The organism is Methylorubrum pseudosasae (genome assembly GCF_029504475.1).
Taxonomy (GTDB): domain Bacteria; phylum Pseudomonadota; class Alphaproteobacteria; order Rhizobiales; family Beijerinckiaceae; genus Methylobacterium; species Methylobacterium extorquens.
Genome location: NZ_JAQGDU010000002.1, coordinates 497,178 through 521,013, shown reverse-complemented (window position 1 = coordinate 521,013; position 23,836 = coordinate 497,178). Strand labels below are relative to the sequence as shown.

At 67.6% G+C, this 23,836-nt stretch carries 21 protein-coding genes, 1 tRNA gene and 2 pseudogenes; 13 read left to right on the top strand and 11 right to left on the bottom strand.

Annotated elements, in window-relative coordinates:
• Nucleotides 1-77: 77 nt before the first annotated feature.
• From nuoI to M2437_RS03180, 9 genes and pseudogenes are all read right to left on the bottom strand, one after another.
• Nucleotides 78-566: an NADH-quinone oxidoreductase subunit NuoI gene (nuoI, locus tag M2437_RS03220; protein ID WP_003598186.1), complete on the bottom strand. Its 489-nt coding sequence runs from the start codon at nucleotides 564-566 to the stop codon at nucleotides 78-80.
• Between the two features lie 84 nt (nucleotides 567-650).
• Complete coding sequence (gene nuoH / locus M2437_RS03215) at nucleotides 651-1,673, bottom strand: NADH-quinone oxidoreductase subunit NuoH (RefSeq protein WP_003598188.1); 1,023 nt, start codon at nucleotides 1,671-1,673, stop codon at nucleotides 651-653.
• A gap of 12 nt (nucleotides 1,674-1,685) precedes the next feature.
• Entirely contained in the window at nucleotides 1,686-3,752 is a 2,067-nt protein-coding gene (gene nuoG, locus M2437_RS03210) for an NADH-quinone oxidoreductase subunit NuoG (RefSeq protein ID WP_253389360.1), read from the bottom strand.
• A 34-nt stretch (nucleotides 3,753-3,786) separates the two neighbouring features.
• Nucleotides 3,787-5,090: pseudogene (gene nuoF, locus M2437_RS03205) on the bottom strand (NADH-quinone oxidoreductase subunit NuoF).
• Nucleotides 5,091-5,100: 10 nt separating this feature from the next.
• Entirely contained in the window at nucleotides 5,101-6,339 is a 1,239-nt protein-coding gene (nuoE, locus tag M2437_RS03200) for an NADH-quinone oxidoreductase subunit NuoE (protein WP_253389359.1), read from the bottom strand.
• An 18-nt stretch (nucleotides 6,340-6,357) separates the two neighbouring features.
• Nucleotides 6,358-7,548 carry an NADH-quinone oxidoreductase subunit D gene (locus M2437_RS03195; RefSeq protein ID WP_003598196.1) on the bottom strand — a complete coding sequence of 397 codons (1,191 nt, stop codon included), beginning with the start codon at nucleotides 7,546-7,548 and terminating at the stop codon, nucleotides 6,358-6,360.
• An 11-nt stretch (nucleotides 7,549-7,559) separates the two neighbouring features.
• Nucleotides 7,560-8,219, bottom strand: coding sequence for an NADH-quinone oxidoreductase subunit C (locus tag M2437_RS03190; protein WP_015950020.1), 660 nt, complete (start codon nucleotides 8,217-8,219; stop codon nucleotides 7,560-7,562).
• 11 nt (nucleotides 8,220-8,230) lie between these two features.
• Nucleotides 8,231-8,819: pseudogene (locus M2437_RS03185) on the bottom strand (NuoB/complex I 20 kDa subunit family protein).
• A 52-nt stretch (nucleotides 8,820-8,871) separates the two neighbouring features.
• Nucleotides 8,872-9,237 (bottom strand): NADH-quinone oxidoreductase subunit A, encoded by a 366-nt coding sequence (locus M2437_RS03180; protein WP_003598200.1) that lies wholly within the window; start codon nucleotides 9,235-9,237, stop codon nucleotides 8,872-8,874.
• A gap of 529 nt (nucleotides 9,238-9,766) precedes the next feature.
• Between M2437_RS03180 and M2437_RS03175 the strand changes: the two genes are divergently transcribed.
• A tRNA-Asp gene (locus tag M2437_RS03175) sits at nucleotides 9,767-9,843 on the top strand.
• A 220-nt stretch (nucleotides 9,844-10,063) separates the two neighbouring features.
• Complete coding sequence (locus M2437_RS03170) at nucleotides 10,064-10,552, top strand: CAP domain-containing protein (protein ID WP_003598202.1); 489 nt, start codon at nucleotides 10,064-10,066, stop codon at nucleotides 10,550-10,552.
• A gap of 45 nt (nucleotides 10,553-10,597) precedes the next feature.
• On the opposite strand, the gene M2437_RS03165 is transcribed toward M2437_RS03170, so the two are convergent.
• A complete protein-coding gene (locus M2437_RS03165) occupies nucleotides 10,598-11,044 on the bottom strand; it encodes a pseudoazurin (RefSeq protein ID WP_253389358.1) in 447 nt (148 codons plus the stop codon).
• Between the two features lie 295 nt (nucleotides 11,045-11,339).
• Between M2437_RS03165 and carB the strand changes: the two genes are divergently transcribed.
• The 10 genes from carB (at nucleotide 11,340) to aat (ending at nucleotide 22,620) form a co-directional block, all read left to right on the top strand.
• Complete coding sequence (carB, locus tag M2437_RS03160) at nucleotides 11,340-14,813, top strand: carbamoyl-phosphate synthase large subunit (protein WP_253389357.1); 3,474 nt, start codon at nucleotides 11,340-11,342, stop codon at nucleotides 14,811-14,813.
• A gap of 136 nt (nucleotides 14,814-14,949) precedes the next feature.
• Nucleotides 14,950-15,426 (top strand): transcription elongation factor GreA, encoded by a 477-nt coding sequence (gene greA, locus M2437_RS03155; protein ID WP_173390180.1) that lies wholly within the window; start codon nucleotides 14,950-14,952, stop codon nucleotides 15,424-15,426.
• 4 nt (nucleotides 15,427-15,430) lie between these two features.
• Nucleotides 15,431-15,931 carry a hypothetical protein gene (locus M2437_RS03150; RefSeq protein ID WP_015950022.1) on the top strand — a complete coding sequence of 167 codons (501 nt, stop codon included), beginning with the start codon at nucleotides 15,431-15,433 and terminating at the stop codon, nucleotides 15,929-15,931.
• 10 nt (nucleotides 15,932-15,941) lie between these two features.
• Nucleotides 15,942-17,066, top strand: a complete 1,125-nt coding sequence (locus M2437_RS03145; protein ID WP_373691180.1) for a mitochondrial fission ELM1 family protein — start codon at nucleotides 15,942-15,944, stop codon at nucleotides 17,064-17,066.
• Between the two features lie 150 nt (nucleotides 17,067-17,216).
• Entirely contained in the window at nucleotides 17,217-18,191 is a 975-nt protein-coding gene (gene trxB / locus M2437_RS03140) for a thioredoxin-disulfide reductase (protein WP_015821662.1), read from the top strand.
• A gap of 340 nt (nucleotides 18,192-18,531) precedes the next feature.
• The gene (locus tag M2437_RS03135) at nucleotides 18,532-19,422 is read left to right on the top strand and encodes a LysR family transcriptional regulator (protein WP_003598214.1); all 891 of its coding nucleotides are present in this window, start codon (nucleotides 18,532-18,534) and stop codon (nucleotides 19,420-19,422) included.
• 116 nt (nucleotides 19,423-19,538) lie between these two features.
• Complete coding sequence (aroQ, locus tag M2437_RS03130) at nucleotides 19,539-19,994, top strand: type II 3-dehydroquinate dehydratase (RefSeq protein WP_253389356.1); 456 nt, start codon at nucleotides 19,539-19,541, stop codon at nucleotides 19,992-19,994.
• A gap of 18 nt (nucleotides 19,995-20,012) precedes the next feature.
• A complete protein-coding gene (gene accB, locus M2437_RS03125; protein ID WP_253389355.1) occupies nucleotides 20,013-20,483 on the top strand; it encodes an acetyl-CoA carboxylase biotin carboxyl carrier protein in 471 nt (156 codons plus the stop codon).
• 10 nt (nucleotides 20,484-20,493) lie between these two features.
• Nucleotides 20,494-21,861, top strand: a complete 1,368-nt coding sequence (gene accC / locus M2437_RS03120) for an acetyl-CoA carboxylase biotin carboxylase subunit (RefSeq protein ID WP_012252763.1) — start codon at nucleotides 20,494-20,496, stop codon at nucleotides 21,859-21,861.
• A gap of 84 nt (nucleotides 21,862-21,945) precedes the next feature.
• On the top strand, nucleotides 21,946-22,620 hold the full coding sequence (gene aat / locus M2437_RS03115) for a leucyl/phenylalanyl-tRNA--protein transferase (protein WP_003598221.1): 675 nt from the start codon (nucleotides 21,946-21,948) through the stop codon (nucleotides 22,618-22,620).
• 65 nt (nucleotides 22,621-22,685) lie between these two features.
• Here aat and M2437_RS03110 read toward each other — a convergent pair whose 3' ends face one another.
• Nucleotides 22,686-23,306, bottom strand: coding sequence for a TetR/AcrR family transcriptional regulator (locus M2437_RS03110; protein ID WP_253389354.1), 621 nt, complete (start codon nucleotides 23,304-23,306; stop codon nucleotides 22,686-22,688).
• A gap of 47 nt (nucleotides 23,307-23,353) precedes the next feature.
• Between M2437_RS03110 and M2437_RS03105 the strand changes: the two genes are divergently transcribed.
• Nucleotides 23,354-23,833: a DUF4188 domain-containing protein gene (locus tag M2437_RS03105; RefSeq protein ID WP_003598226.1), complete on the top strand. Its 480-nt coding sequence runs from the start codon at nucleotides 23,354-23,356 to the stop codon at nucleotides 23,831-23,833.
• The last annotated feature ends 3 nt before the right edge of the window (nucleotides 23,834-23,836 follow it).

Genomic DNA, 23,836 nt, shown 5'->3' with positions numbered 1-23,836 from the left:
AGGACCGGAAGCCGCCGTTCGGGACGATGCTCTATAGAACTGGGCTGTGCGGCGCACAACCGATGTCGGCGGTCGAACTAGCGGTACGGCGCGTCGACCGCGATGTTGCGGGCGATCTCGCGCTCCCAGCGATCGCCGTTCTCGAGGAGCTTCTGCTTGTCGTAGAGCAGCTCCTCGCGGGTCTCGACCGAGAACTCGAAGTTCGGCCCCTCGACGATGGCATCCACCGGGCAGGCTTCCTGGCACATGCCGCAATAGATGCACTTCACCATATCGATGTCGTAGCGCGTGGTGCGCCGCGTGCCGTCGTTGCGGCGCGGACCTGCCTCGATGGTGATGGCCTGCGCCGGGCAGATCGCCTCACACAGCTTGCAGGCGATGCAGCGTTCCTCGCCGTTGGGATAACGGCGCAGGGCGTGCTCCCCGCGGAAGCGCGGCCCGCGATGGCCCATCTCGAAGGGGTAGTTGATCGTGGCCTTCGGCTTGAAGAAGTATTTCATGGCGAGGACAAACCCCGACACGAACTCCTTCAGGAGAAGGCTTCTGGCGACCTGATCGAGCTTCACGGCGCGATCTCCAATTCTGGTCGCCTTCCTGAGCGAGCGGGTGACCGGCTCGCGTGAAGGAAATGCGACCTCACAAGGGACGGGTCAGGCTCCCGGCGCGAGGCCGGTGAGCTTGAGGACGAAGGCGACGACGATGACCGAGATCAGGGACAGCGGAAGGAAGACCTTCCAGCCGAGCCGCATGAGCTGGTCGTAGCGGTAGCGGGGCACCATGGCCTTCACCATGGCGATCATGAAGAACAGGAAGCTGGCTTTGAGCGTGAACCAGATCACGCCGGGCACCCAGGTGAAGGGCACGAACGGGATCGGCGAGAGCCAGCCGCCTAGGAACAGGACCGTGCCGAGCGCGCACATGGTCATGATCGCCACGTACTCACCGAGCATGAACAGCAGGTACGGCGTCGAGGAATACTCGACCATGTAGCCCGCCACGAGCTCCGATTCGGCTTCCGGCAGGTCGAAGGGCGGGCGGTTGGTCTCGGCCAAAGCCGAGACGAAGAACACGCCGAACATCGGGAACAGCCAGAGCCAGTACCAGCCGAACAGGCCGAGCGCCGTGTCCTGCGCCATGACGATGCGCGAGAGGTTGAGCGAGCCGGCGCAGAGCAGCACGCAGATGATGACGAAGCCGAGCGAGACCTCGTAGGAGATCATCTGCGCCGCCGAGCGGAGCGCGCCGAGGAAGGCGTATTTCGAGTTCGAGGCCCAGCCGCCCATGATGACGCCGTAGACGCCGAGCGAGGAGATCGCGAAGATGTAGGTGATGCCGACATTGATGTCGGCGATCGCCCAACCGTCGGCGAGCGGGATCACCGCCCAGGACGCCAGCGCCAGCATCGCGAAGACCAGCGGCGCCAGCAGGAAGATCGCCTTGTTGGCGCCCGCCGGGATCACCGGCTCCTTCAGCACGAACTTCAGGAGGTCGGCGAAGGACTGGAACAGGCCCCAGGGCCCGACCACGTTCGGGCCGCGGCGCAACTGCACCGCCGCCCAGATCTTGCGGTCGGCCAGCAGCGCGTAGGCGATGAAGACGAGGAGCGCGGCGAGGAGCACGAAGCTCTTCAACGCGATCAGGAGGACGGTGCCGAGCACTTCCCAGAAGGTCATCGGTGGCGTCCCCTATTCCGCCGCTTCGAGGGCGCGACCTCGGGCGAGGCCGGAACACTCGGCGAGCACCCGCGAGGCGCGGGCGATCGGGTTGGTGAGGTAGAAGTCGGCGACCGGTGAGGAGAAGGTTGCCTTCTCCGTCGCGGCCGGCAGTGCGGCAAGCCGATCGAGCGTGGCCGCCGCATCGGACGGCTCGACCTGTCCGACCGCCGCGAGATGCGGATGGGCGGCATACATCGCCTTGCGCAAAGCGGCGAGCGAATCGTAGGGCAGGCGCTTGCCGAGCACGTCGGACAGGGCGCGCAGGATCGCCCAATCCTCGCGGGCGTCGCCCGGCGGGAAGCCGGCGCGGTTGGCCATCTGCACCCGGCCTTCGAGGTTGACGTAGGTCGCGCTCTTCTCGGCATAGGCGGCGCCCGGCAGGATCACGTCGGCGCGGCTCGCGCCGGCATCGCCGTGGGTGCCCTGATAGATCACGAAGGCGCCCGGCCCGATCACCCGCTCGTCGGCACCGAGGTTGAACACCACGTCTAGTGCCCCCGGCTCCAGCATCTGCGAGAAGCTCAAGCCCCCCTCCCCCGGCACGAAGCCGAGATCGAGGGCGCCGACGCGGGCAGCGGCCGTGTTGAGCACGCCGAAGCCGTTCCAACCGTCCGTCACCGCGCCGACATCCTTCGCCAAGGCGGCGGCGGCGGCAAGCGAACCGAGCCCGCCCTCGCCGACGATGACGAGCGGACGCTCGGCCTTCTTCAGCACATCGAGGAAGCTGTGCTCGCCCTTGGCGATCGAGGCCAGCGTGTCGGTGCCGGCGCCGAGATAGGTGTAGGGGTAGGTCAGATCCGGCTGCTCATCGAGGATCAGCCCGATCGAGATCGGAGCCATGCGCCAGCGCTTGCGGATGCGCACGTTGAGCAGCGAAGCCTCGGTGCGCGGGTTGGCACCGACGATCAGGATTGCGTCCGCCTGCTCGATACCGGGGATCGTCGCGCCCAGCGTGTAAGCGGCCCGGCCCCAGGCCGGATCGATCGCCTCGCCGGTCTGGCGCGCGTCGAGATTGGTGACGCCGAGCGAACCCATCAGCGCCTTGAGAGCGAAGATTTCCTCCGCACCCGCGAGGTCGCCGACGAGCGCGCCGACGCGCTTGGGATCGGCGCCCTTCACCTTGGCGGCAATGGCCGAGAACGCCTCACCCCAGGAAGCGGGACGCAGGCGGCCGTTCTCGCGCAGGAACGGGCGGTCGAGGCGCTGCAGCCGCAGGCCGTCGACGACGTGGCGGGTCTTGTCGGAGATCCACTCCTCGTTGATCTCCTCGCTGATCCGCGGCTCGATCTGCATCACCTCGCGACCGCGGGCATCGATGCGAATCGCCGAGCCGACCGCATCCATCACGTCGACGGACTCGGTCTTGTGCAGCTCCCATGGGCGCACGTTGTAGCTCTGCGGCTTGTGCACCAGCGCGCCGACGGGGCAGAGGTCGGCGACGTTGCCCTGAAGCTCCGAGCCCATCGCCTCTTCGAGGTAGCTGGTGATCTCCATGTCCTCGCCGCGGCCGATGGCGCCGAGATCCGGCACGCCGGCCACTTCCGCAAGGAAGCGGACGCAGCGGGTGCAGTGGATGCAGCGGTTCATCGCCGTGCGCACCAGCGGGCCGATATACTTCTCCTCGACCGCCCGCTTGTTCTCGCTGTAGCGGGTCGAGTCGACGCCGTAGGCCATCGCCTGATCCTGCAGGTCGCAATGGCCGCCCTGGTCGCAGATCGGGCAATCGAGCGGGTGGTTGATGAGGAGGAACTCCATCACCCCCTCACGCGCCTTCTTCGTCGTCCCGGAGCGCGTCAGCACCTCCGGCGGCTCGCCGTTGGGGCCGGGCCGGCAGTCCTTCACCGCGTAGGCGCAGGAGGCTACGGGCTTGGGCGCGCCCTTCAGCTCGACCAGACACATGCGGCAATTGCCGGCGATCGACAGCCGCTCGTGGAAGCAGAAGCGCGGAATCTCCGCGCCCGCGATCTCGCAGGCCTGAAGCAGGGTGTAGTCGGCCGGAACATCGACCTCGGTGCCGTCGATGAGGATTTTGGTCATCGGGTCATCTCGAAGGTGAGCATCGGGGCGGCACTCACTCCGCCGCCATCGGCACCGCATCCATGTGCGGGTTGGCGCTGTACTGGTCGATCCGCTTCTCGATCTCGGGGCGGAAATGCCGGATCAGGCCCTGAATCGGCCATGCCGCGGCGTCGCCCAGCGCGCAGATCGTGTGGCCCTCGACCTGTTTGGTGACTTCCAGGAGCATGTCGATCTCGCGCTTCTGCGCGCGGCCGGCGGCCATGCGGGTCAGCACGCGCCACATCCAGCCGGTGCCCTCGCGGCAGGGCGTGCACTGGCCGCAGCTCTCATGCTTGTAGAAGTACGAGATGCGGGCGATCGCGCCGACGATGTCGGTCGATTTGTCGAGCACGATCACCGCCGCGGTGCCCAGCCCCGAGCCGAGGTTGCGCAGGGTGTCGAAATCCATCTTGGCGTCGATGATCTGCTCGGCCGGCACCAGCGGCACCGAGGAGCCGCCGGGGATGGAGCAGAGCAGGTTGTCCCAGCCGCCGCGCATGCCGCCGCAATGCTTATCGATCAGCTCGCGGAAGGTGATGCCGAGCTCTTCCTCGACATTGCAGGGCTTGTTGACGTGGCCCGAGACGCAGAAGAGCTTGGTGCCGGTGTTGTTCTTACCGCCCAACCCTGCGAACCATGCGCCGCCGCGGCGCAGGATCGTGCCGGCCACCGCGATCGATTCGACGTTGTTGACGGTCGTGGGGCAGCCATAGAGACCCATATTGGCCGGGAATGGCGGCTTCAGCCGCGGCATTCCCTTCTTGCCTTCCAAGCTCTCGATGAGCGCCGTCTCTTCGCCGCAGATGTAAGCGCCCGCGCCGTGGTGGACGTAGATATCGAACGGGTAGTCGTGGATGTTCGACGGCCCGACGAGGCGCGCCTCGTAGGCCTCGTCCACCGCGCGCTGGAGGGCGAACTTCTCCGCCACGTACTCGCCGCGGATATAGATGTAGCAGGCATGCGCCCCCATGGCGAAGGAGGCCAGCAGGCAGCCCTCGATCAGGAGATGCGGATCGTGCCGCATGATCTCCCGGTCCTTGCAGGTGCCCGGCTCCGATTCGTCGGCGTTGACGACGAGGTAGTGCGGGCGCCCGTCGGACTTCTTGGGCATGAACGACCATTTCAGGCCGGTGGGAAAGCCCGCGCCGCCGCGGCCGCGCAGGCCGGAGCCCTTCATCTCGTCGATGATCCAGTCGCGGCCCATGTCGAGGAGGAACTTGGTTCCGTCCCAGGCGCCGCGCTTCTTCGCGGCGCGTCGAGCCCCGGCGAGTGCAGGCCGTAGAGATTGGTGAAGATGCGATCCTGATCGGCGAGCATGATCCGCTCCTCAGCCCCTGCTGCCGGCGAGATCGGACGCCTGTCCGACCCAGTTTTCCCGGTCGATCCGTCCCGGGAAGGCGAGGTAGGCGCTCACCCAGGCAACCTCCGGCGGCGACCAGGCGGCGACCTGATCGTAGTGCCAAACGCCGAGATCGTTGAGACGGCGCTGATTGATCGGGCCGATGCCCTTGATCTTGGTCAGGTCGTCCGGACGGTCGTCACGGGGCGCGTCGAGCCCCTTCGGCCGAGTGCCCGCTGCGTCGGCGCGAGCCTCCGGGTTCTCGCCCTCGGGCACGTCGTCACCGGCACCGACCGTCGCCGGATGCTGCGGCGGCTCGGTACGAAGGACCTTGTCCTCCACGACAGCCGGATCCAGGGTGGGGGCCGCCTTCGCGTCGCGGGCCTGCGCCTCGTCCTCGGGCTTCACCGGGGTCTCACCGGCGCTGGCCCGCTCGGCGGGCGCATCGACGGCATTCGACTCGTTGGCGCGCCCGGCCGACGGACGGGCCGGCTTGGTCTCATCCTTGACGCGGGCCTCGGTCGAGGCGGCCTCGTCCTTCTTGACGCTCTCCCCGCCCTGGTCGGCGCCCTCGGTCTGCTCGAAGCGCTTGCGCCAGGCGCCGACGCGCGAGCCGTCGAACAGGCTCTCGTCGGTCAGGGTGTTGACCGCGTCCTTCGGCTCGGAGGACACCCGGCCGATCTGCGAACCGACCTTCACGGGGCGGCCGGCGGCGAGGTCGTCCATGAGCTTGTTCAGGCTCTCGGGCGTCAGATCCTCGTAATAGTCCTGGTTGATCTGCACCATCGGCGCGTTGCAGCAGGCGCCGAGGCATTCCACTTCGAGCCAGGAGAAGTTGCCGTCCGCCGTGACTTTGCCGGAGGGGCCGAGGCGCTCGTGGAGCGAAGCCTTCAGCTCCTTCGCCCCGCAGCAATCGCAGGGCACGGTGCCGCAGACCTGAATCCAGAACCGGCCGACCGGCTCCAAGGCGAACATCGTGTAGAAGGTCGCGACCTCGAGCACGCGGATATGCGGCATGCCGAGTTCGTCGGCGACCGCCTCGATCGCCTTCTGCGGCAGCCAGCCGCCATTCTGCTCCTGCGCCTTCCACAGCAGCGGGATGACGGCGGAGGCCTGCCGGCCCTCCGGATATTTCGCGATCTGGCCGCGCGCCCAGTCAGCGTTCTCGGGCGTGAACGCAAAGTCCTGGGGCTGCTCGGCGGCGGGGGCTAGCCTGCGGTTGGCCATGGCGTTCGACCCGTCTCCTCAGCGGTCCACTTCGCCGAACACGATGTCGAGCGTGCCGAGCACGCAGGACACGTCGGCGAGCAGGTGGCCGCGGCACATCCAATCCATCGCTTGAAGATGGGCGAAGCCCGGAGCGCGGATCTTGCAGCGGTAGGGTTTGTTGGTGCCGTCGGAGACGAGATAGACGCCGAACTCGCCCTTGGGGGCTTCGACCGCGGCGTAGACCTCGCCCTCGGGCACGTGGAAGCCCTCGGTGTAGAGCTTGAAGTGGTGGATGAGCGCTTCCATCGAGCGCTTCATCTCCCGGCGCGGCGGGGGCGCGAACTTGCCGTCGATCGAGGCGATCGGGCCTTGGCCGGCGGGCTCGCGCAGCTTGGCCACGCATTGCCGCATGATCTTCACGGATTCCCGCATCTCTTCCATGCGGATCACCTGGCGATCGTAGGTGTCGCCGTTCTTCCCCACGGGGATGTCGAACTCCATCTCCTCGTAGAGTTCGTAGGGCTGCGACTTGCGCAGATCCCACGGGATGCCGGAGCCGCGCACCATCACGCCGGAGAAGCCCCAGGCCATCGCCTCGTCCACCGAGACGATGCCGATGTCGACGTTGCGCTGCTTGAAGATGCGGTTGGCCATGACGAGGTTGTCGAGGTCGTCGACCACCTTCAGGAACGGGTCGCAGAACGCCTCGATGTCGTCGATCAGCGCGGGCGGCAGATCCTGATGCACGCCGCCGGGCCGGAAGTAGTTGGCGTGGAGCCGAGCGCCCGATGCGCGCTCGTAGAAGATCATCAGCTTCTCGCGCTCCTCGAAGCCCCACAGGGGCGGCGTCAGCGCGCCGACGTCCATCGCCTGCGTCGTCACGTTGAGGAGGTGGGACAGCAGCCGCCCGATCTCGCAGAACAGGGTGCGGATGAGCTGAGCCCGGCGCGGCACTTCGATGCCCGCGAGCCGCTCGATCGCGAGGCAGAAGGCGTGCTCCTGGTTCATCGGCGCGACGTAGTCGAGCCGGTCGAAATAGGGCGTCGCCTGGAGGTAGGTCTTGTGCTCGATCAGCTTCTCGGTGCCCCGGTGCAGGAGCCCGATATGCGGATCGACCCGCTCGACCACCTCACCGTCGAGTTCGAGCACGAGGCGCAGCACACCGTGCGCGGCCGGGTGTTGCGGCCCGAAGTTGATCGAGAAGTTGCGGATGTTGTGTTCGGTCATCGCCGCAGCCTTCAGCTCGACGTCTTCTCGTCGCCCGGGAGCACGTAATCCGTGCCCTCCCACGGCGACAGGAAGTCGAAGTTGCGGAACTCCTGGGTCAGCTTGACCGGCTCGTAGACGACGCGCGCCTCGTCCTGGTCGTAGCGGACCTCGACGAAGCCGGTCAGCGGGAAATCCTTGCGCAGCGGATGGCCCTCGAAGCCGTAATCGGTGAGCAGCCGGCGCAGGTCGGGATGGCCCGAGAACAGGATGCCGTAGAGGTCGTAGGTCTCGCGCTCGTACCAGTTGGCCGCCGGGAAGACCGGAATCGCCGAGGGCACCGGAGTCGCGGCGTCTGTCTGCACCTTTACCCGTACCCGCATGTTATGACGCAAGGAGAGCAGGTGGTAGACGACGTCGAAGCGGCGCGCCCGCTGCGGGTAGTCGACGCCACAGATGTCGATGAAGCAGCGGAAGGCGCAGGCCGGCTCATCGCGCAGGTAGGTCAGCGCGTAGACGATGTCGCTGCCCTGGACGACGAGCGTCAGCTCGCCGCGGGTGATGGCCCATTCGGTGACCGCCGGGCCGAGCGCTCCGGCGATCCGCTCGCCCATGGCCCGCAGGGCGTCCTCGCCCTGGGCGGCCGCGACCGTGCGGCGAAGCGTGATGCCGTTGGTGGTGATGGCCTCCATCGCGCCCTCCCTCACCGCTCGATCGTGCCGATGCGGCGGATCTTCCGCTGCAACAGCAGGACGCCGTAGAGCAGGGCCTCGGCGCTCGGCGGGCAGCCCGGCACGTAGATATCCACCGGCACTACCCGGTCGCAGCCACGCACCACCGAGTAGGAGTAGTGGTAGTAGCCGCCGCCGTTGGCGCAGGAGCCCATGGAGATGACGTAGCGCGGCTCCGGCATCTGGTCGTAGACCTTGCGCAGGGCCGGGGCCATCTTGTTGGTCAGCGTGCCGGCGACGATCATCACGTCGGATTGCCGCGGCGAACCCGCGCGGCGCGAAGCCGAAGCGCTCGCAATCGTAGCGCGGCATCGACATCTGCATCATCTCGACCGCGCAGCAGGCGAGACCGAAGGTCATCCACATTAGCGAGCCGGTACGGGCCCAGTTGATGAGCTCGTCGGCGCTGGTGACGAGGAAGCCGCGATCCGCCAACTCGTCGTTGATCGACAGGAAGGTCGGATCGTTCGCGCCGATCGGACGCCCGGTCGCGGGATCGATGATCCCTTTGGGCGCCGGCGCGATGTCGGGCGCGCGGGAGAAGGTCGGAGTCAGGGCCATCTCTGCCTCTGAGCGAGAGCGGGAGGGAAACGACGCGGGAAGAACCGTGCCGCTAGTCCCATTCGAGGGCGCCCTTGCGCCACTCGTAGACGAAGCCGACGGTGAGAACGCCGAGGAAGATCATCATCGACCAGAAGCCGAACCAGCCGAGTTCCCCGAAGGTGATCGCCCAGGGGAACAGGAAGGCGACCTCGAGGTCGAAGATGATGAACAGGATCGCCACGAGATAGAAGCGCACGTCGAACTTCATGCGCGCGTCATCAAAGGCGTTGAAACCACACTCGTAGGCTGAGAGCTTTTCCGGATCGGGGCTCGAATAGGCCACGATGAACGGAGCAATCAGCAGCGCCACTGCAATGAACAGCGACACGCCGAGGAAAATGATGAGCGGCAGGTAATCCGCCAATAGGCCGGTCATGCCGCACCTCTCATGTGGTTGCGCGTGAGGATCATGAACGACGGCCCTCGCGACGGCTTCCGGCCCGTGGAATCCCCCGGATGGAATTCCTCCAATGCCAGACTGAGCGCGGGCGAGGCTTAGACGAGCCCCCCCCGCGAAACAAGGGCATTGCGCGTCGCACAATCACCTCATTGGCTGACAGATGGGGGTATCCATGCACCGGACCACGGGACCGATCGGCGCATGCCCCTGCACGGTTGAGCATCGCCATTTCATCCCCGTCGCTTCCTCGGCCGCCAACTCTGGCATTTGGCATACCAGAGCCGTTGCTCGCAAGCACGCCGCGCGGCTGTGAAGAGGTGCCCACACCGTACTCCACGAACGCTCTGGCGCGATGCGCCTGTCCTCCTTCGGCGTTTCGGGCCGTTTTGCGCGAACCGTCGCCGGATCGTCGTATTTCCCCAAACCGTCGCTTGACAGCCCGGGGCGCCCCACATAAACCCCGCCTCGTCGCCGACACGAGCCCAGCCGGCCGGCGACGCAGAACGCGGGCGTAGCTCAGTTGGTTAGAGTGCCGGCCTGTCACGCCGGAGGTCGCGGGTTCGAGCCCCGTCGCCCGCGCCATGTTCCCGATGTCGATCCGACCGGGACAGCCTAACTTCACAATCCTCAGACAATCGATACGCTTCTTTGCGCGGTGAACGCGCGATTTCGCTCGCCTCGTCAGGCGTGACCGATGCGCCACAAGCCGCGCGATGTGGCGTGTCCGAGCAGCGGGCGCCCCGGTTTCGCCGCAACGGCCAGGGAAGCGGGCGCATCCGACTCACGCTGCAGCCCCCCTCCGATGCCGAATCTGCGCCTGTCCGCCGCCGCGGCCCTCGTCACCCTGACACTGGCCGGCTGCGGGGGATCACCCGTTCTCGATGCGGGCGTACCGGCCCTGCCGGTGATCCTCGACGAACAGGCCGCCGCCGCTGCGATCTCCCGCTATAGGGCGCAGCATGGGCTGAGCGCCGTCGTCATCGATTCCCGTCTGATCACCGCGGCCTCGTTCCAGGCACAAGCCAATGCCCGGGCCGGGCGGCTCAGCCACGAGATCGCCGGAAGCTTCGACAGCCGCATGGCGGGCGTCGGTTTCGGCCGGCGCTACGCCTCGGAGAACCTGAGCGCGGGGTCCGAGACCTTCGATCAGGTGCTCGCCCGCTGGAAGGCGTCGCCCGAGCACAACCGCAACATGCTGATGCCGCAGCTCCGGCGCGTCGGCATCGCCCGGTTCGATGCTCCAGGAACGCGTTACAAGCGCTTCTGGGCGCTGGTGATGGCCGGCGATTGAGGTGAAGCGGCCCGAGCCCCGACGCGGCCGGGCCGCCCGTCACCGCTACTGAACCTGCGCGAAGAGCGGATCCAGGCGCTTCTGGGTCAGCTTGTTGTGCTGGACGCTCTTGGCGGCCTCCAGGTTGTCGCGCTTGTCGCCGACGATCACGAGGGCGACCATCCCCATCATGTAATGCGGCGCGCATTTGAAGCCGTAGACGCCCTCCTTGTCGAACTTGACCACGGCTTCCTGACCAACGGTCGTTTCGACGTATTCGGCGCCGTCCGGCGCCATGCCCTTGATCGTCTCGACGTTGTGCCCCTTGTCGGTCGGCAGGAACTTGATGCTGTCGCCGGGCTTCAGCCGCACGAGCGCGGGATCGAACACCATCATCCCGCCCGGCCCGCTATTGAGCATCTTGACCGCCACTTCGTCGGCCGCCGCCGGCAAGGTCGTGGCGACAGCGATGGCGACCGTGCCGGTCGCGATCAGGGGCCTGAAAATCATCATTCGTTTCCTCGTAATAATTCTTAAGATAATCGACGATTTCCGTCGATAATTACGAGATACCGAGTCTTTCTCCAGGCATCAAATCGATAATTACTTGAGAAATCGAATTATTACACTTAGAAATACGCTCCCCGAGAAGCATGGCGGGGCTGAACGGGCCGGGCCTTTCAAACCTGCGCGGCTGCGTGTAAACGCAGGGCTTGACGATCATCCCAGCGCCTGCGCCCCCTTGGCGCCGCCTTCGAAATGGCGGTGCGCGAGGGCGAGCGCGCGCGAACTCGCTTCAAGGCGCTCAATGCCGAAACGCACCGACATCTCCTCCATTCTCATCATCGGTGCGGGCCCCATCATCATCGGGCAGGCCTGCGAATTCGATTATTCCGGCACGCAGGCCTGCAAGGCCCTGCGGGAAGAGGGCTACCGGATCGTTCTGGTGAACTCGAACCCAGCGACGATCATGACCGACCCGGACATGGCCGACGCCACCTATGTCGAGCCGATCACGCCGGAGATCGTCGCCAAGATCATTGAGAAGGAGCGGCCCGACGCGCTGCTGCCCACCATGGGCGGACAGACGGCGCTCAACTGCGCGCTCTCGCTCAAGCGCATGGGCGTGCTCGAAAAGTTCGGCGTGCAGATGATCGGCGCGACGGCCGAGGCCATCGACAAGGCGGAGGACCGCAACCTCTTCCGCGACGCGATGACCAAGATCGGCCTGGAGACGCCGAAATCGGAGCTCGCCAACGCCTCGGCCGCCAAGAAGGCCGACCGCGACCGCTATCTCGCCGAGAAGGCGCGCATCGAGGCGGCGCAGTCGGATCCGGCCGTCCGCGCGACGGCGCTCGCCGAATTCGACCGGCAGTGGAGCGGCGGCGAGGGCGACCGGCGGCGGCGCTACATCGAGCACGCGCTGGGTCAGGCGCTGATCGCGCTCGCCGAAGTCGGCCTGCCGGCGATCATCCGCCCCTCCTTCACCATGGGCGGCACCGGCGGCGGCATCGCCTACAACCGCGAGGAATTCCTCGAGATCGTCGAGCGCGGCATCGATGCCTCGCCGACCAACGAGGTGCTGATCGAGGAGAGCGTGCTCGGCTGGAAGGAGTACGAGATGGAGGTCGTCCGCGATAAGTCGGATAACTGCATCATCGTCTGCTCCATCGAGAACGTCGATCCGATGGGCGTCCACACGGGCGACTCGATCACCGTCGCCCCGGCGCTGACGCTCACCGACAAAGAATATCAGGTGATGCGCGACGCCTCGCTCGCCGTGCTGCGCGAGATCGGCGTCGAGACCGGCGGCTCGAACGTGCAGTTCGCGATCGACCCGAAGACGGGCCGGATGATCGTGATCGAGATGAACCCGCGCGTGTCGCGCTCCTCGGCGCTGGCCTCGAAGGCCACCGGCTTCCCGATCGCCAAGGTCGCGGCCAAGCTCGCCGTCGGCTACACGCTGGACGAGATCGCCAACGACATCACCGGCGGCGCGACCCCGGCCTCGTTCGAGCCGACGATCGACTACGTCGTCACCAAGATCCCGCGCTTCGCCTTCGAGAAATTCCCCGGCGCCGAGCCGACGCTGACCACCGCGATGAAGTCGGTGGGCGAGGCCATGGCGATCGGCCGCTGCTTCGCGGAATCCCTGCAGAAGGCCCTGCGCTCGCTCGAGACGGGGCTGACCGGCCTCGACGAGATCGAGATCGAGGGTCTCGGCAAGGGCGACGACCACAACGCGATCAAGGCCGCGCTCGGCACGCCGACGCCGGACCGGCTGCTCAAGGTCGCGCAGGCGATGCGGCTCGGGATCAGCCACGAGGAGATCTACGCCTCCTGCGCGATCGATCCGTGGTTCCTTGAGCAGCTCCAGGCCATCGTCGATCTGGAGAACCGGGTGAAGGCGCATGGCCTGCCGAAGACCCCGGGCGCGTTCCGCCAGCTCAAGGCCGCCGGCTTCTCCGACGCGCGGCTGGCCGTGCTGACCGACGCCGACGAGGACGCCGTGCGCGCCGCCCGCCGCGGCTTGGGCGTGCGCCCGGTCTTCAAGCGGATCGACACCTGCGCCGCCGAGTTCAAGGCGCCGACCGCCTACATGTACTCGACCTACGTCGCCCCCTTCGCCGGCCAGACCTCGGACGAGGCGTACCCGTCGGACAAGAAGAAGGTCATCATCCTCGGCGGCGGCCCGAACCGGATCGGCCAGGGCATCGAGTTCGATTATTGCTGCTGCCACGCCTGCTTCGCGCTGACGGAAGCCGGCTACGAGACCATCATGGTCAACTGCAACCCGGAGACGGTCTCGACCGACTACGACACCTCCGACCGGCTCTATTTCGAGCCCCTCACCGAAGAGGATGTCCTGGAGATCGTCGAGACCGAGCGGCAGGCGGGCACGCTCCACGGCGTGATCGTGCAGTTCGGCGGCCAGACCCCGCTCAAGCTCGCGCGCGCCCTCGAGGCCGCCGGCGTGCCGATCCTCGGCACCTCGCCCGACGCCATCGACCTCGCCGAGGACCGCGACCAGTTCAAGCGCCTGCTAGACAAGCTCGGCCTCAAGCAGCCCAAGAACGGCATCGCCTACTCGGTGGAGCAGAGCCGGCTCGTCGCCGCCGAACTCGGTTTGCCCTTCGTGGTGCGCCCGAGCTACGTCCTCGGCGGGCGGGCCATGGCGATCATCCATGACGAGGCGCAGTTCGCCGAGTACCTGCTCGGCACGCTGCCGAGCCTGATCCCCTCCGACATCAAGGCGCGCTACCCCAACGACAAGACGGGGCAGATCAACACGGTGCTGGGCAAGAACCCGCTCCTGTTCGACCGCTACCTGTCGGACGCGACCGAGGTCGATGTCGATGCGGTCTGCGACGGGCACAGCGTGTTCATCGCCGGCATCATGGAGCACATCGAGGAGGCGGGCATCCACTCCGGGGACAGCGCCTGCTCGCTGCCGCCGCGCACGCTCTCGCCCGAGATCCTCGCCGAACTGGAGCGGCAGACGAAGGCGATGGCGCTGGCCCTCAAGGTCGGCGGCCTGATGAACGTGCAATACGCGATCAAGGACGGCGCGATCTACGTGCTGGAGGTGAACCCGCGCGCCTCGCGCACGGTGCCCTTCGTCGCCAAGGTGATCGGCGAGCCGATCGCCAAGATCGCCGCGCGGATCATGGCCGGCGAGCGCCTCGACAGCTTCGGCCTCAAGCCGAAGCGGCTCGACCACATCGCCGTGAAGGAGGCGGTGTTCCCCTTCGCCCGCTTCCCCGGCGTCGACGTGCTGCTCGGACCGGAGATGCGCTCGACCGGCGAGGTCATCGGGCTCGATGCCGGCTTCGGCGTGGCCTTCGCCAAGAGCCAGCTCGGTTCGGGCACGGCGGTCCCGCGCACCGGCACAGTGTTCGTCTCCGTGCGTGACGACGACAAGCCGCGGGTGTTGCCGGCGATCCGGCAACTCGCCGGCCTCGGCTTCACCATCCTCGCGACCGGCGGCACGCAGCGCTACCTGGCGGACGAGGGCATCCCGACCCAGCGCATCAACAAGGTGCTGGAGGGCCGTCCCCACATCGTCGATTCGATCAAGAACGGCGATATCGCGCTGGTCATCAACACGACCGAGGGCGCCGGTGCGCTGTCCGACTCACGCTCCCTGAGGCGGGCGGCCCTCTTGCATAAAGTGCCGTACTACACCACTCTCGCTGGCGCGATGGCGGCGGCCGAGGGGATCAAGGCCTATCTTGAAGGCGATCTTCAGGTTCGCGCCTTGCAGGAATACTTCGCGGCCTAATTAGACGTTCGTGTGCCGGGCGGCCCGCCGACGGAAGCGGGCGGCCCGAGAGCACACAATCGAGAGCCGTTATCCCGGCCCGGAAGGAGCATTTTGCTCCGGCCGGGCCTCTTCATTGTGGCGCGAGACCATGAGCATCGACAAGCTTCCCATCACGGCACGCGGCTACGCAGCCCTCGAGGAGGAGCTGAAGCGTCGCCAGCAGGTGGAACGCCCCCGGATCATCCAGGCGATCTCCGAAGCCCGCGCGCTGGGCGACCTCTCCGAGAACGCCGAGTATCATGCCGCCAAGGAGGCCCAGTCCCACAACGAGGGGCGGGTGCTCGAACTCGAGAGCATGATCGCACGCGCTGAGATCATCGACACCTCGAAGCTGTCCGGCTCCAAGATCAAGTTCGGTGCCCGCGTGAAGCTGCTGGACGAGGATACCGAGGAGGAGAAGACCTACCAGCTCGTCGGCGAGCCGGAGGCGGATGTCCGCGAGGGCCGCGTCTCGATCTCCTCGCCCATCGCCCGCGCCCTGATCGGCAAGGCCGTCGGCGACACGGTCGAGGTCACGACGCCCGGTGGCGGCAAGTCCTACGAGGTCGTCGCCGTCGAGTGGGGAGCCTGACCTCATGCGCGTCCCCAGCCTCGCGGCCGCGCTCGGCCTCCTGGCCGGGGTCGTGCTCGGCCTCCCGGCCGCGGCGCAGGAATTTGACCGGGTCGGCGGCATCGCCGTCGATGTGCGCCCCCTGCAAGTCTATGCCCGCGGTCCGCAGACGGAGCTTCTGCGCGCGGTTCTGACCGAGGCGATGCAGCGCAGCTTCGGTGACCGCATCGTCCGTGGCGCGCCCACCCTGGTGGTGCGCGTGAGCGGCTTATCGCTGGCTGCCTATGGCGGTGCGCAGGGCGGCGACCGCAGCAGCCTCGGCGGCAGCGGCACGACGGACTATCTCGACGGCGAGGCTGTGCTCGTCGGCCGTGGGGGCGAGATCCTCGCGCGCCATCCCCAGCTTTCGGCTCTGCCCGCGAGTTCCGGCGGCGCGTGGTACGACCCGGCCTCCGAGCGGCGGCGGGTCGCGGCCCTTGCCGAGCACTACGCGCAGTGGCTGCGGCGCAGGCTCCCGGCCCAGTAGGCCGGGTTTGGTGGGATCGAAGGTTTTGCGTCGCGTGAACGAACAGGGGTCGGTGCAAGGGCGGGCGCAAGCGCCGGTGAAGCCCGACGACAGCGTACCGCCGGAGCTCGCGCGGGCCCGCGTCTGGATCCTCACCGACGGCAAGGCCGGCGACGAGAACCAGTGCATCGGCATCGCCGAGGCGCTCGGCCTCGCCTACGAGACGCGGCGGATTCCGGACGGACGGCCCCTGACCTGGATGGCCCCGTGGGGGCCGATCGACCCGCGGGACGCGCCGGGCCGGGCCGGCGGCCTGCTGCAAGGCCCGCTTCCCCATCTCCTGATCGCGTCAGGGCGGCGCGCCGTACCCTATCTGCGCGCTGTGCGCCGCGCCTCGGACGAGAAGACCTTCACGGCCTTCCTCAAGGACCCGCGCACCGGCCACGACACTGCGGACTTCATCTGGGTTCCCGACTACGACGATCTGCGCGGCCCCAACGTCTTCACCACCCTCACCGCGCCGCACCCCGTCTCCCGCGCCCGGCTCGACGCCGCCCGCACGACCCCCGATCCGCGTCTCGCGCGCCTGCCCTGGCCGCGCATCGCCGTGCTGATCGGCGGGGACAGCCGGCACCTGCGTTACCGCAAAGCCGACATGCAGCGGCTCGTGCGCGATCTCACCAAGCTTGCCGAGGGCGGCTGCTCGCTGATGCTGACGGTGTCCCGGCGCACGCCGCCGGACCTGCGCAAAGCCCTTGAGGACTTGGTGAAGGACAAGGGCGGCTTCTTCTGGGACGGCAGCGGCGAGAACCCTTACGTCGGCATGCTGGCGATCGCCGACCACATCGTCGTCACCTCCGATTCCGCCAACATGGTGGGCGAGGCCGCGAGCACCGGCGTGCCCCTCCTGCTGTTCGACCTGCCGCGTACCTATATCCGCCACCGGCGGATGTTCGCGGGCCTCGCCATGGCCGGCGCGCTGAAGCCGTTCATCGGGCGCCTGGAGGCGCTGCGCTACGCCCCGATCGACGCGACGCCGGAGATCGCGGCGGCCCTGGCGGAGGGTTACCAGCGGCACCGCGCGCGCTTGGCCGGGGAGATCGCGGCGGTGCCGCGCCCGGCCGAACCGACGTCTGCCCGACGCGGACCCTTCTGAGACGGCACCGGGACGGGCTGTTTTCCCCGCGTCCTCCGCTTTGGGAAGAAATTTTTGGCTTCCTCGTGCCAGACTGGGCGTGAGGCTACACAAAACAACGGACAGCCGGCGCCCAAGGATCGGGACGCCCGCTGATAGGAGACGGCACAGATGGCCCACACCCATGCGAGGCTCGTCATCATCGGCTCGGGGCCGGCGGGCTACACCGCCGCGATCTACGCCGCCCGCGCCCTGGTCGAGCCCCTGCTGATCTCGGGCTTCCAGCCCGGCGGCCAACTGATGATCACGACCGACGTCGAGAATTATCCGGGCTTCGCCGACGCGATCCAGGGCCCCTGGCTGATGGAGCAGATGCGGCTCCAGGCCGAGCATGTCGGCACGAAAATCGTCTCGGAGTACATCACGAGCGTCGACCTGAACGTGCGCCCGTTCCGGCTGGAGGCCGATTCCGGCGAAACCTACACCTGCGACTCGCTCATCATCGCCACCGGCGCCCAGGCGAAGTGGCTCGGCCTGCCCTCGGAGGCGAAGTTCCAGGGCTTCGGCGTCTCGGCCTGCGCCACCTGCGACGGCTTCTTCTTCCGCGGCAAGGACGTGACCGTGGTCGGCGGCGGCAACACCGCGGTCGAGGAAGCCCTGTATCTGGCCAACCTCGCCAAGTCGGTCACCGTGATCCACCGCCGCGGCGAGTTCCGGGCCGAGCGCATCCTGCAGGAGCGCCTGTTCAAGCATGCCAACGTCACGGTGAAGTGGCACCACGCGGTGGAGGAGATCTGTGGCTCCGACACGCCGCCCTCCGTCACGCATCTGCGTCTCAAGGATCTGCGCACCGGCGCGATCGTCGAGCAGCCCACCGACGGCCTGTTCGTGGCGATCGGCCACCAGCCCGCCACCGGGATCTTCGAGGGCCAACTGCCGATGCGGCACGGCGGCTACATCACGGTGACGCCGGGCACCACCGCGACCGACATTCCCGGTGTGTTCGCGGCGGGCGACGTCACCGACGACGTCTACCGTCAGGCGATCACCGCGGCTGGCATGGGCTGCATGGCCGCACTGGAGGCGGAGAAGTTCCTGGCCAATCTCGATGTCGGCGAGAGCCCGGCCAAAGCTGCCGCCGAGTAGGCGCCCGGGCTTCGGGCGTCTCGCGGGCGTTTCAAGTACTGTTCAAAAGAACGCCCGCTTCGCCATCGTGTCGGACCCGGAGACCGATCGGGGACAGGCGCTGTCGAAGCATTCAAGACGTTGTTCGGCACGCATTTCCCTGTTGATGGCGGAAATGACGCAACCAAATTGCAAGCTTGTCGTCCTAACCTGAAAGCTGCGGGAGCCGGCAGGTTTCGCGAAGAAGCCTTTCGCCGGGTATGGCAGGGCAACAGACTGGCGTCGTGCAACGCCCGAAGGTCGTGGCCCCCCGTGCGGGCTGACTGCGACGGGCCGACCTCGACGGGCGGGAGTGACGGCCTTGGATTGGGACAAGATCCGGATTTTCCTCAACGTCGCGGAGGCCGGCAGCTTCACGCGGGCGGGCGACGATATCGGCCTCAGCCAGTCGGCGGTGAGCCGGCAGATCAGCGCGCTGGAGCGGGAGCTGAAGGCGCCGCTGTTCCACCGGCACGCCCGCGGCCTGATCCTGACCGAGCAGGGCGACCTGCTGTTTCGCGCCGCGCGCGACATGAAGCTCAGGCTGGAGAACACCCGCGCCCGCCTCGTCGAGACCAGCGAGCGCCCCTCCGGTGACCTGCGCGTGACGACGACGGTGGGCTTAGGCACATCCTGGCTGTCGCAGCGCGTCTCGGAATTCCTCGATCTCTATCCGGATGTACGGATCGAGCTGGTGCTCACCAACGAGGAGTTGGACCTCGCCATGCGCGAGGCCGACATCGCGATCCGCATGCGCCGTCCCGCCCAGCCGGACCTGATCCAGCGGCGGCTGTTCACGGTGCATTATCACGCCTTCGCCAGCCCTGATTACGTCAAGCGCTTCGGTGAGCCCAAAACCATCAGCGACCTCGACGAGCACCGCCTCGTCTCGTTCGGCGGCAACGAGCCGTCCTATCTGCTCGCGACCCACTACCTCGCCAGCATCGGCCGCGAGGGGGATGAGCGCCGTCCGGTCCACTTCACGGTCAACAACATCACCGCCCTCCACAAGGCGATGGAGGCGGGTGTCGGCGTCGGCATTCTGCCGGACTACGCCGTCGATGGGAACGAGAGCCTCGTCCAGGTGCTGCGCGAGAGCGAGATGCCAACGATGGAGAGCTATCTCGTCTATGCCGAGGAGATGCGCTCGGTCGCCCGCGTCCAGGCCTTCCGCGATTTCCTCGTGAACAAGGCACAACGCTGGACTTATTGAAAGCTTGGCCGGGCAACCGGCCGGCAACCGCCCTTGTCGCGCACCGACGCACTCGTCTAAGACCGGCCCTCCTGCCGGGCGGTTCGCGAAGCCTCCGGCCGACGCAGCCGGACGGCATGATCGCGATTCACTGCCTCAATGGGCCGAACCTCAATCTCCTGGGCCAGCGCGAGCCGGGCATCTACGGCGCCGCGACGCTCGCCGACATCGAGCAAACCCTGCGGGAGCAGGCGGCTCGCCTCGATATCGCCCTGACCTTCCGTCAGACGAATCACGAGGGCGAACTCGTGACGTTCGTGCAGGAGGCCGGCGCCGCCGGGGCCGGGGTGCTCATCAACGCCGCCGCCTACACGCACACCTCGATCGCGCTGCGCGACGCGATCAAGGGAGCGGGGGTCACGGCGGTGGAGATCCACCTCTCCAACGTCCATGCCCGCGAGGACTTCCGCCACGTCTCGCGGATCGCGCCGGTCTGCGCCGGTTTGATTTCGGGCTTCGGTGCCCGCAGTTACGTCCTGGGGCTCGACGCCCTCGCCCATCTCCTGCGTGGACGCACCCCGTCCGCCTCCTGACCTCAGAACTACGAGCCGATGGCCAAAAACGAACCCTTCGATCCCGAACTGGTGCGCGAACTCGCCCGGATGGTCGCCGAGACCGATCTAACCGAGATCGAGGTCGAGAAGGGCGATCTGCGCATCCGCGTCGCCCGAAAGATCGAGACGGTCTCGGTTCAGGTCGCGCCTTCCGCCCCGGCCGCTGTGGCGGCACCGGTCGCGGCGGCGCCCGCCGCTCTGGCGCCGGCACCCGCCAAATCCGGTGCGGGCCATCCCGGCGCCGTGCCGTCGCCCATGGTCGGCACCGCCTATCTGCGCCCCTCGCCGGACGCGAAGCCGTTCATCGAGATCGGCACGAAGGTCCAGGCGGGCGACAAGCTGCTGCTGGTCGAGGCCATGAAGACCTTCAACGAAATCGTCGCGCCCCGCGCCGGTACGGTGACCGCCATCTTCATCGAGGATGGGATGCCGGTCGAGTACGGCGAAGCCCTCCTCGTTCTCGAGTAGCCGCCCCGCGATGTTCGACAAGATCCTGATCGCCAACCGCGGCGAGATCGCACTCCGCATCCTGCGGGCTGCGAAGGAGCTCGGTATCGCCACCGTTGCGGTCCACTCCACGGCCGACGCCGACGCCATGCATGTGCGGCTGGCCGACGAGAGCGTCTGCATCGGCCCGCCGGCCGCCCGCGACAGCTACCTCAACATCCCTTCGATCATCGCCGCCTGCGAGATCACCGGGGCGGACGCCGTGCATCCCGGCTACGGCTTCCTGTCGGAGAACGCCCGGTTCGCCGAGGTTCTGGCGCACCACAACATCGGCTTCATCGGCCCCAAGGCGGAGCATATCCGCATCATGGGCGACAAGATCGAGGCCAAGCGCACCGCCAAGCGCCTCGGCATCCCCTGCGTGCCCGGCTCGGAGGGCGGCGTCACCGATCCGGACGAAGCCAAGCGCGTGGCCGCCGAGATCGGCTATCCCGTGCTGGTGAAGGCCGCTTCGGGCGGCGGCGGGCGCGGCATGAAGGTCGCTCGCTCGGAAAGCGAGCTGGAGCAGGCCCTCGACATGGCCCGCACCGAGGCCAAGGCCGCCTTCGGCGACGATGCGGTCTACCTCGAAAAGTACCTGACCAAGCCCCGCCATATCGAGGTTCAGATCCTCGGCGACGGGAAGGGCCACGCGGTGCATCTGGCCGAGCGCGACTGCTCGCTGCAGCGCCGCCACCAGAAGGTCTGGGAGGAAGGCGGCTCGCCGGCCCTCAACGAGGCGATGCGCGCCGAGATCGGCGGCATCTGCGCCAACGCCATGCGCGAACTCGGCTATCTCGGCGCCGGTACCATCGAGTTCCTCTACGAGGACGGGCGGTTCTACTTCATCGAGATGAACACCCGCATCCAGGTGGAGCACCCCGTCACCGAGATGATCACCGGTATCGATCTCGTGAACGAGCAGATCCGGGTCGCGGCCGGCGGCGGCCTTTCGGTGGCCCAGGAGGACATCAAGGTCGAGGGCCACGCCATCGAGTGCCGGATCAACGCCGAGCACCCTTCGACCTTCCGGCCCTCGCCGGGGCTGATCACCTATTTCCACCCGCCGGGCGGCCTTGGCGTCCGGGTCGATTCGGCGGCTTTCCAGGGCTACCGGATTCCTTCGAACTACGACTCGCTGATCGGCAAGCTGATCGTGCACGGGCGCACCCGCAACGAGTGCCTGATGCGCCTGCGCCGGGCCCTCGACGAGTTCGTGGTCGATGGCATCGACACCACGCTGCCGCTGTTCCGCACCCTGGTGCGCAATGCCGACGTGCAGAACGGCCTCTACGACATTCACTGGCTCGAAGGCTTCCTGGCCCGCGAGGAGCTGAACGGCGCCGAGACCCGGCGCTGAGAAAGCGGGGCGGCAGGCCGACACGGCACGCCTGCTGCCTTCTGACGGCTGGTGTTCGCGCCCGGAGCGCGCGACAACGCTTCGATGCACGACAGGCCGCCCGTGGACATCACGCCCGACATCCTGCTCAAGGCCTATGCCGCCGGGATCTTCCCGATGGCCGAGGATGCGGATGATCCGACGATCTACTGGGTCGAGCCCCGCGCCCGCGGGGTGCTGCCCCTCGACCGTTTCCATGTGCCGAAGCGGCTCGCCCGCACCGTGCGCTCCGACGGGTTCGAGGTCGTCAGCGACCGGGATTTCGATGCGGTGATCGAGGGCTGCGCCGCCCCGCGCCGGGATACCGCCCGCACCTGGATCAACGCCCGCATCCGCGACCTCTACGGCGCGCTGTTCGATCTCGGCCATTGCCACACGATCGAGGTCTACCACGAGGGGCGCCTCGCCGGCGGGCTCTACGGCGTCTCGCTCGGGGCGGCCTTCTTCGGCGAGAGCATGTTCCACGAGGTGCGCGACGCCTCGAAGGTCGCCCTCGTCCACCTCGTGGCCCGGCTGCGCTCGGGCGGCTACCGGCTCGCCGACACGCAGTTCCTCACTGAGCATCTGAGCCAGTTCGGCGTCGAGGAAATGCCGCGCCACATCTACAAGCGCCACCTCGCCGCCGCGATCACCGAGCGGGCCGAATGGGGTCCGCCGGATCGGGTCTTTCGCGGCGCCGAAGCCCTGGCCGCCCTCGGGATCGGCCGCGCCGAGACGTAGGGGCGACAACGGGGCGCTGCCCCGATATCCCGCCGAAGGGATGATCCCTTTGGGATCCCATTCTTTCAGCCGGGTATCGGTTCGAGCCGCAGCAGGCGGCCGGCGAGCGCCGCGGCCGCCTGCGGGTCGGTCCGCACGGCCTCACCGAGCAGGCCGTCGATGACGAGCGCGGCGATGCCGTGGACGAGCGCCCAGGACCGCAAGGCTTCGTCGGCGGCGGCCTCCCCCGGCAGCAGCGTCGCAACCCGCTCGGCCAGCACCGCGTAGGCGGCGGCGGAGGCTTCGCACAGCGCCTGGGGCCGTGAGCCGCCCGAGCGCGCGCCGCCGAACATCAGACGAAACAATCCGGGCTGCGCACAGGCAAAGGCGACGTAGGCCGCCCCTTGCGCGTAGAGGGCCTCGTGTCCCGCCCCCTCCCCTCCCCGATCCGCGACCTCCAGCGCCGCGCGCAGCCGCTCGAAGCCAACGATGGCCACCGCCGCGAGCAGGGCGTCCTTGTCGGGAAAGTGTCGGTAGGGCGCCATCGCCGACACACCCGCCCGCCGCGCGGTCTCGCGCAGGCCGAGCGAGGCCGGATCGCCCCCCTCCTCCAGGATCGACAGTCCCGCCGCGACCAGGGCCTCGCGCAGATCGCCGTGATGGTAGCCGCCCTTGGCCGGATTCGACTCAGCCTTCGATGTTGACACTGTAAGCAGCACGCCTATGATTACACCGTAAACATGGGATTGGTGCCATGCAGACATCGGATAAGCAAGCCGCCGCAAACGGCCGCCCAACGCGGGACTCGGTCGATCTCTCGGCCTATCCGGGCCTTGTCGTGGTCTATCTCGGCTTTCGCGTCGGACGGATGCGGGGCCTAAAGGCGCTGCTCGGAATCGGGCGCGGGCTGGCCCAGATGCAACGTGAGCGGCCGGACGGACTGCTGGCGCACGAGAACCTCGTCTACGGCCTCAACCATATCGGCATGCGGCAGTACTGGCGCGATCTGGAAAGCTTGGAGGCCTTCACCCGCTCGGACCCGCACAAGACGTGGTGGCGGGATTTCGGCCGCGATCCGGCCGGCAACGGCTTCTGGCACGAGGCTTACCGGCTCTCGGGCGGGATGGAGGCGATCTATGTCGGCATGCCGCGCCCGATCGGGCTCGCGTCCTTCGCCGCCGCCCGCCAGCCGCTCGGGCCCTTCATGACCTCGCGGCAGCGGCTGGCTTCGTAGGGG

Excerpts from the sequence above, each read along its gene's own strand:
- M2437_RS03170 (WP_003598202.1), top strand. The coding sequence starts at position 10,064 with ATGCCGAATCTGCGCCTGTCCGCCGCCGCGGCCCTCGTCACCCTGACA.
- aat (WP_003598221.1), top strand. The coding sequence starts at position 21,946 with ATGCACGACAGGCCGCCCGTGGACATCACGCCCGACATCCTGCTCAAG.
- nuoH (WP_003598188.1), bottom strand. The coding sequence starts at position 1,673 with ATGACCTTCTGGGAAGTGCTCGGCACCGTCCTCCTGATCGCGTTGAAG.
- carB (WP_253389357.1), top strand. The coding sequence starts at position 11,340 with ATGCCGAAACGCACCGACATCTCCTCCATTCTCATCATCGGTGCGGGC.
- accC (WP_012252763.1), top strand. The coding sequence starts at position 20,494 with ATGTTCGACAAGATCCTGATCGCCAACCGCGGCGAGATCGCACTCCGC.
- M2437_RS03165 (WP_253389358.1), bottom strand. The coding sequence starts at position 11,044 with ATGATGATTTTCAGGCCCCTGATCGCGACCGGCACGGTCGCCATCGCT.
- aroQ (WP_253389356.1), top strand. The coding sequence starts at position 19,539 with ATGATCGCGATTCACTGCCTCAATGGGCCGAACCTCAATCTCCTGGGC.
- M2437_RS03105 (WP_003598226.1), top strand. The coding sequence starts at position 23,354 with ATGCAGACATCGGATAAGCAAGCCGCCGCAAACGGCCGCCCAACGCGG.
- trxB (WP_015821662.1), top strand. The coding sequence starts at position 17,217 with ATGGCCCACACCCATGCGAGGCTCGTCATCATCGGCTCGGGGCCGGCG.
- accB (WP_253389355.1), top strand. The coding sequence starts at position 20,013 with ATGGCCAAAAACGAACCCTTCGATCCCGAACTGGTGCGCGAACTCGCC.
- M2437_RS03190 (WP_015950020.1), bottom strand. The coding sequence starts at position 8,219 with ATGGAGGCCATCACCACCAACGGCATCACGCTTCGCCGCACGGTCGCG.
- nuoE (WP_253389359.1), bottom strand. The coding sequence starts at position 6,339 with ATGGCCAACCGCAGGCTAGCCCCCGCCGCCGAGCAGCCCCAGGACTTT.
- M2437_RS03195 (WP_003598196.1), bottom strand. The coding sequence starts at position 7,548 with ATGACCGAACACAACATCCGCAACTTCTCGATCAACTTCGGGCCGCAA.
- M2437_RS03150 (WP_015950022.1), top strand. The coding sequence starts at position 15,431 with ATGCGCGTCCCCAGCCTCGCGGCCGCGCTCGGCCTCCTGGCCGGGGTC.
- M2437_RS03180 (WP_003598200.1), bottom strand. The coding sequence starts at position 9,237 with ATGACCGGCCTATTGGCGGATTACCTGCCGCTCATCATTTTCCTCGGC.
- nuoG (WP_253389360.1), bottom strand. The coding sequence starts at position 3,752 with ATGACCAAAATCCTCATCGACGGCACCGAGGTCGATGTTCCGGCCGAC.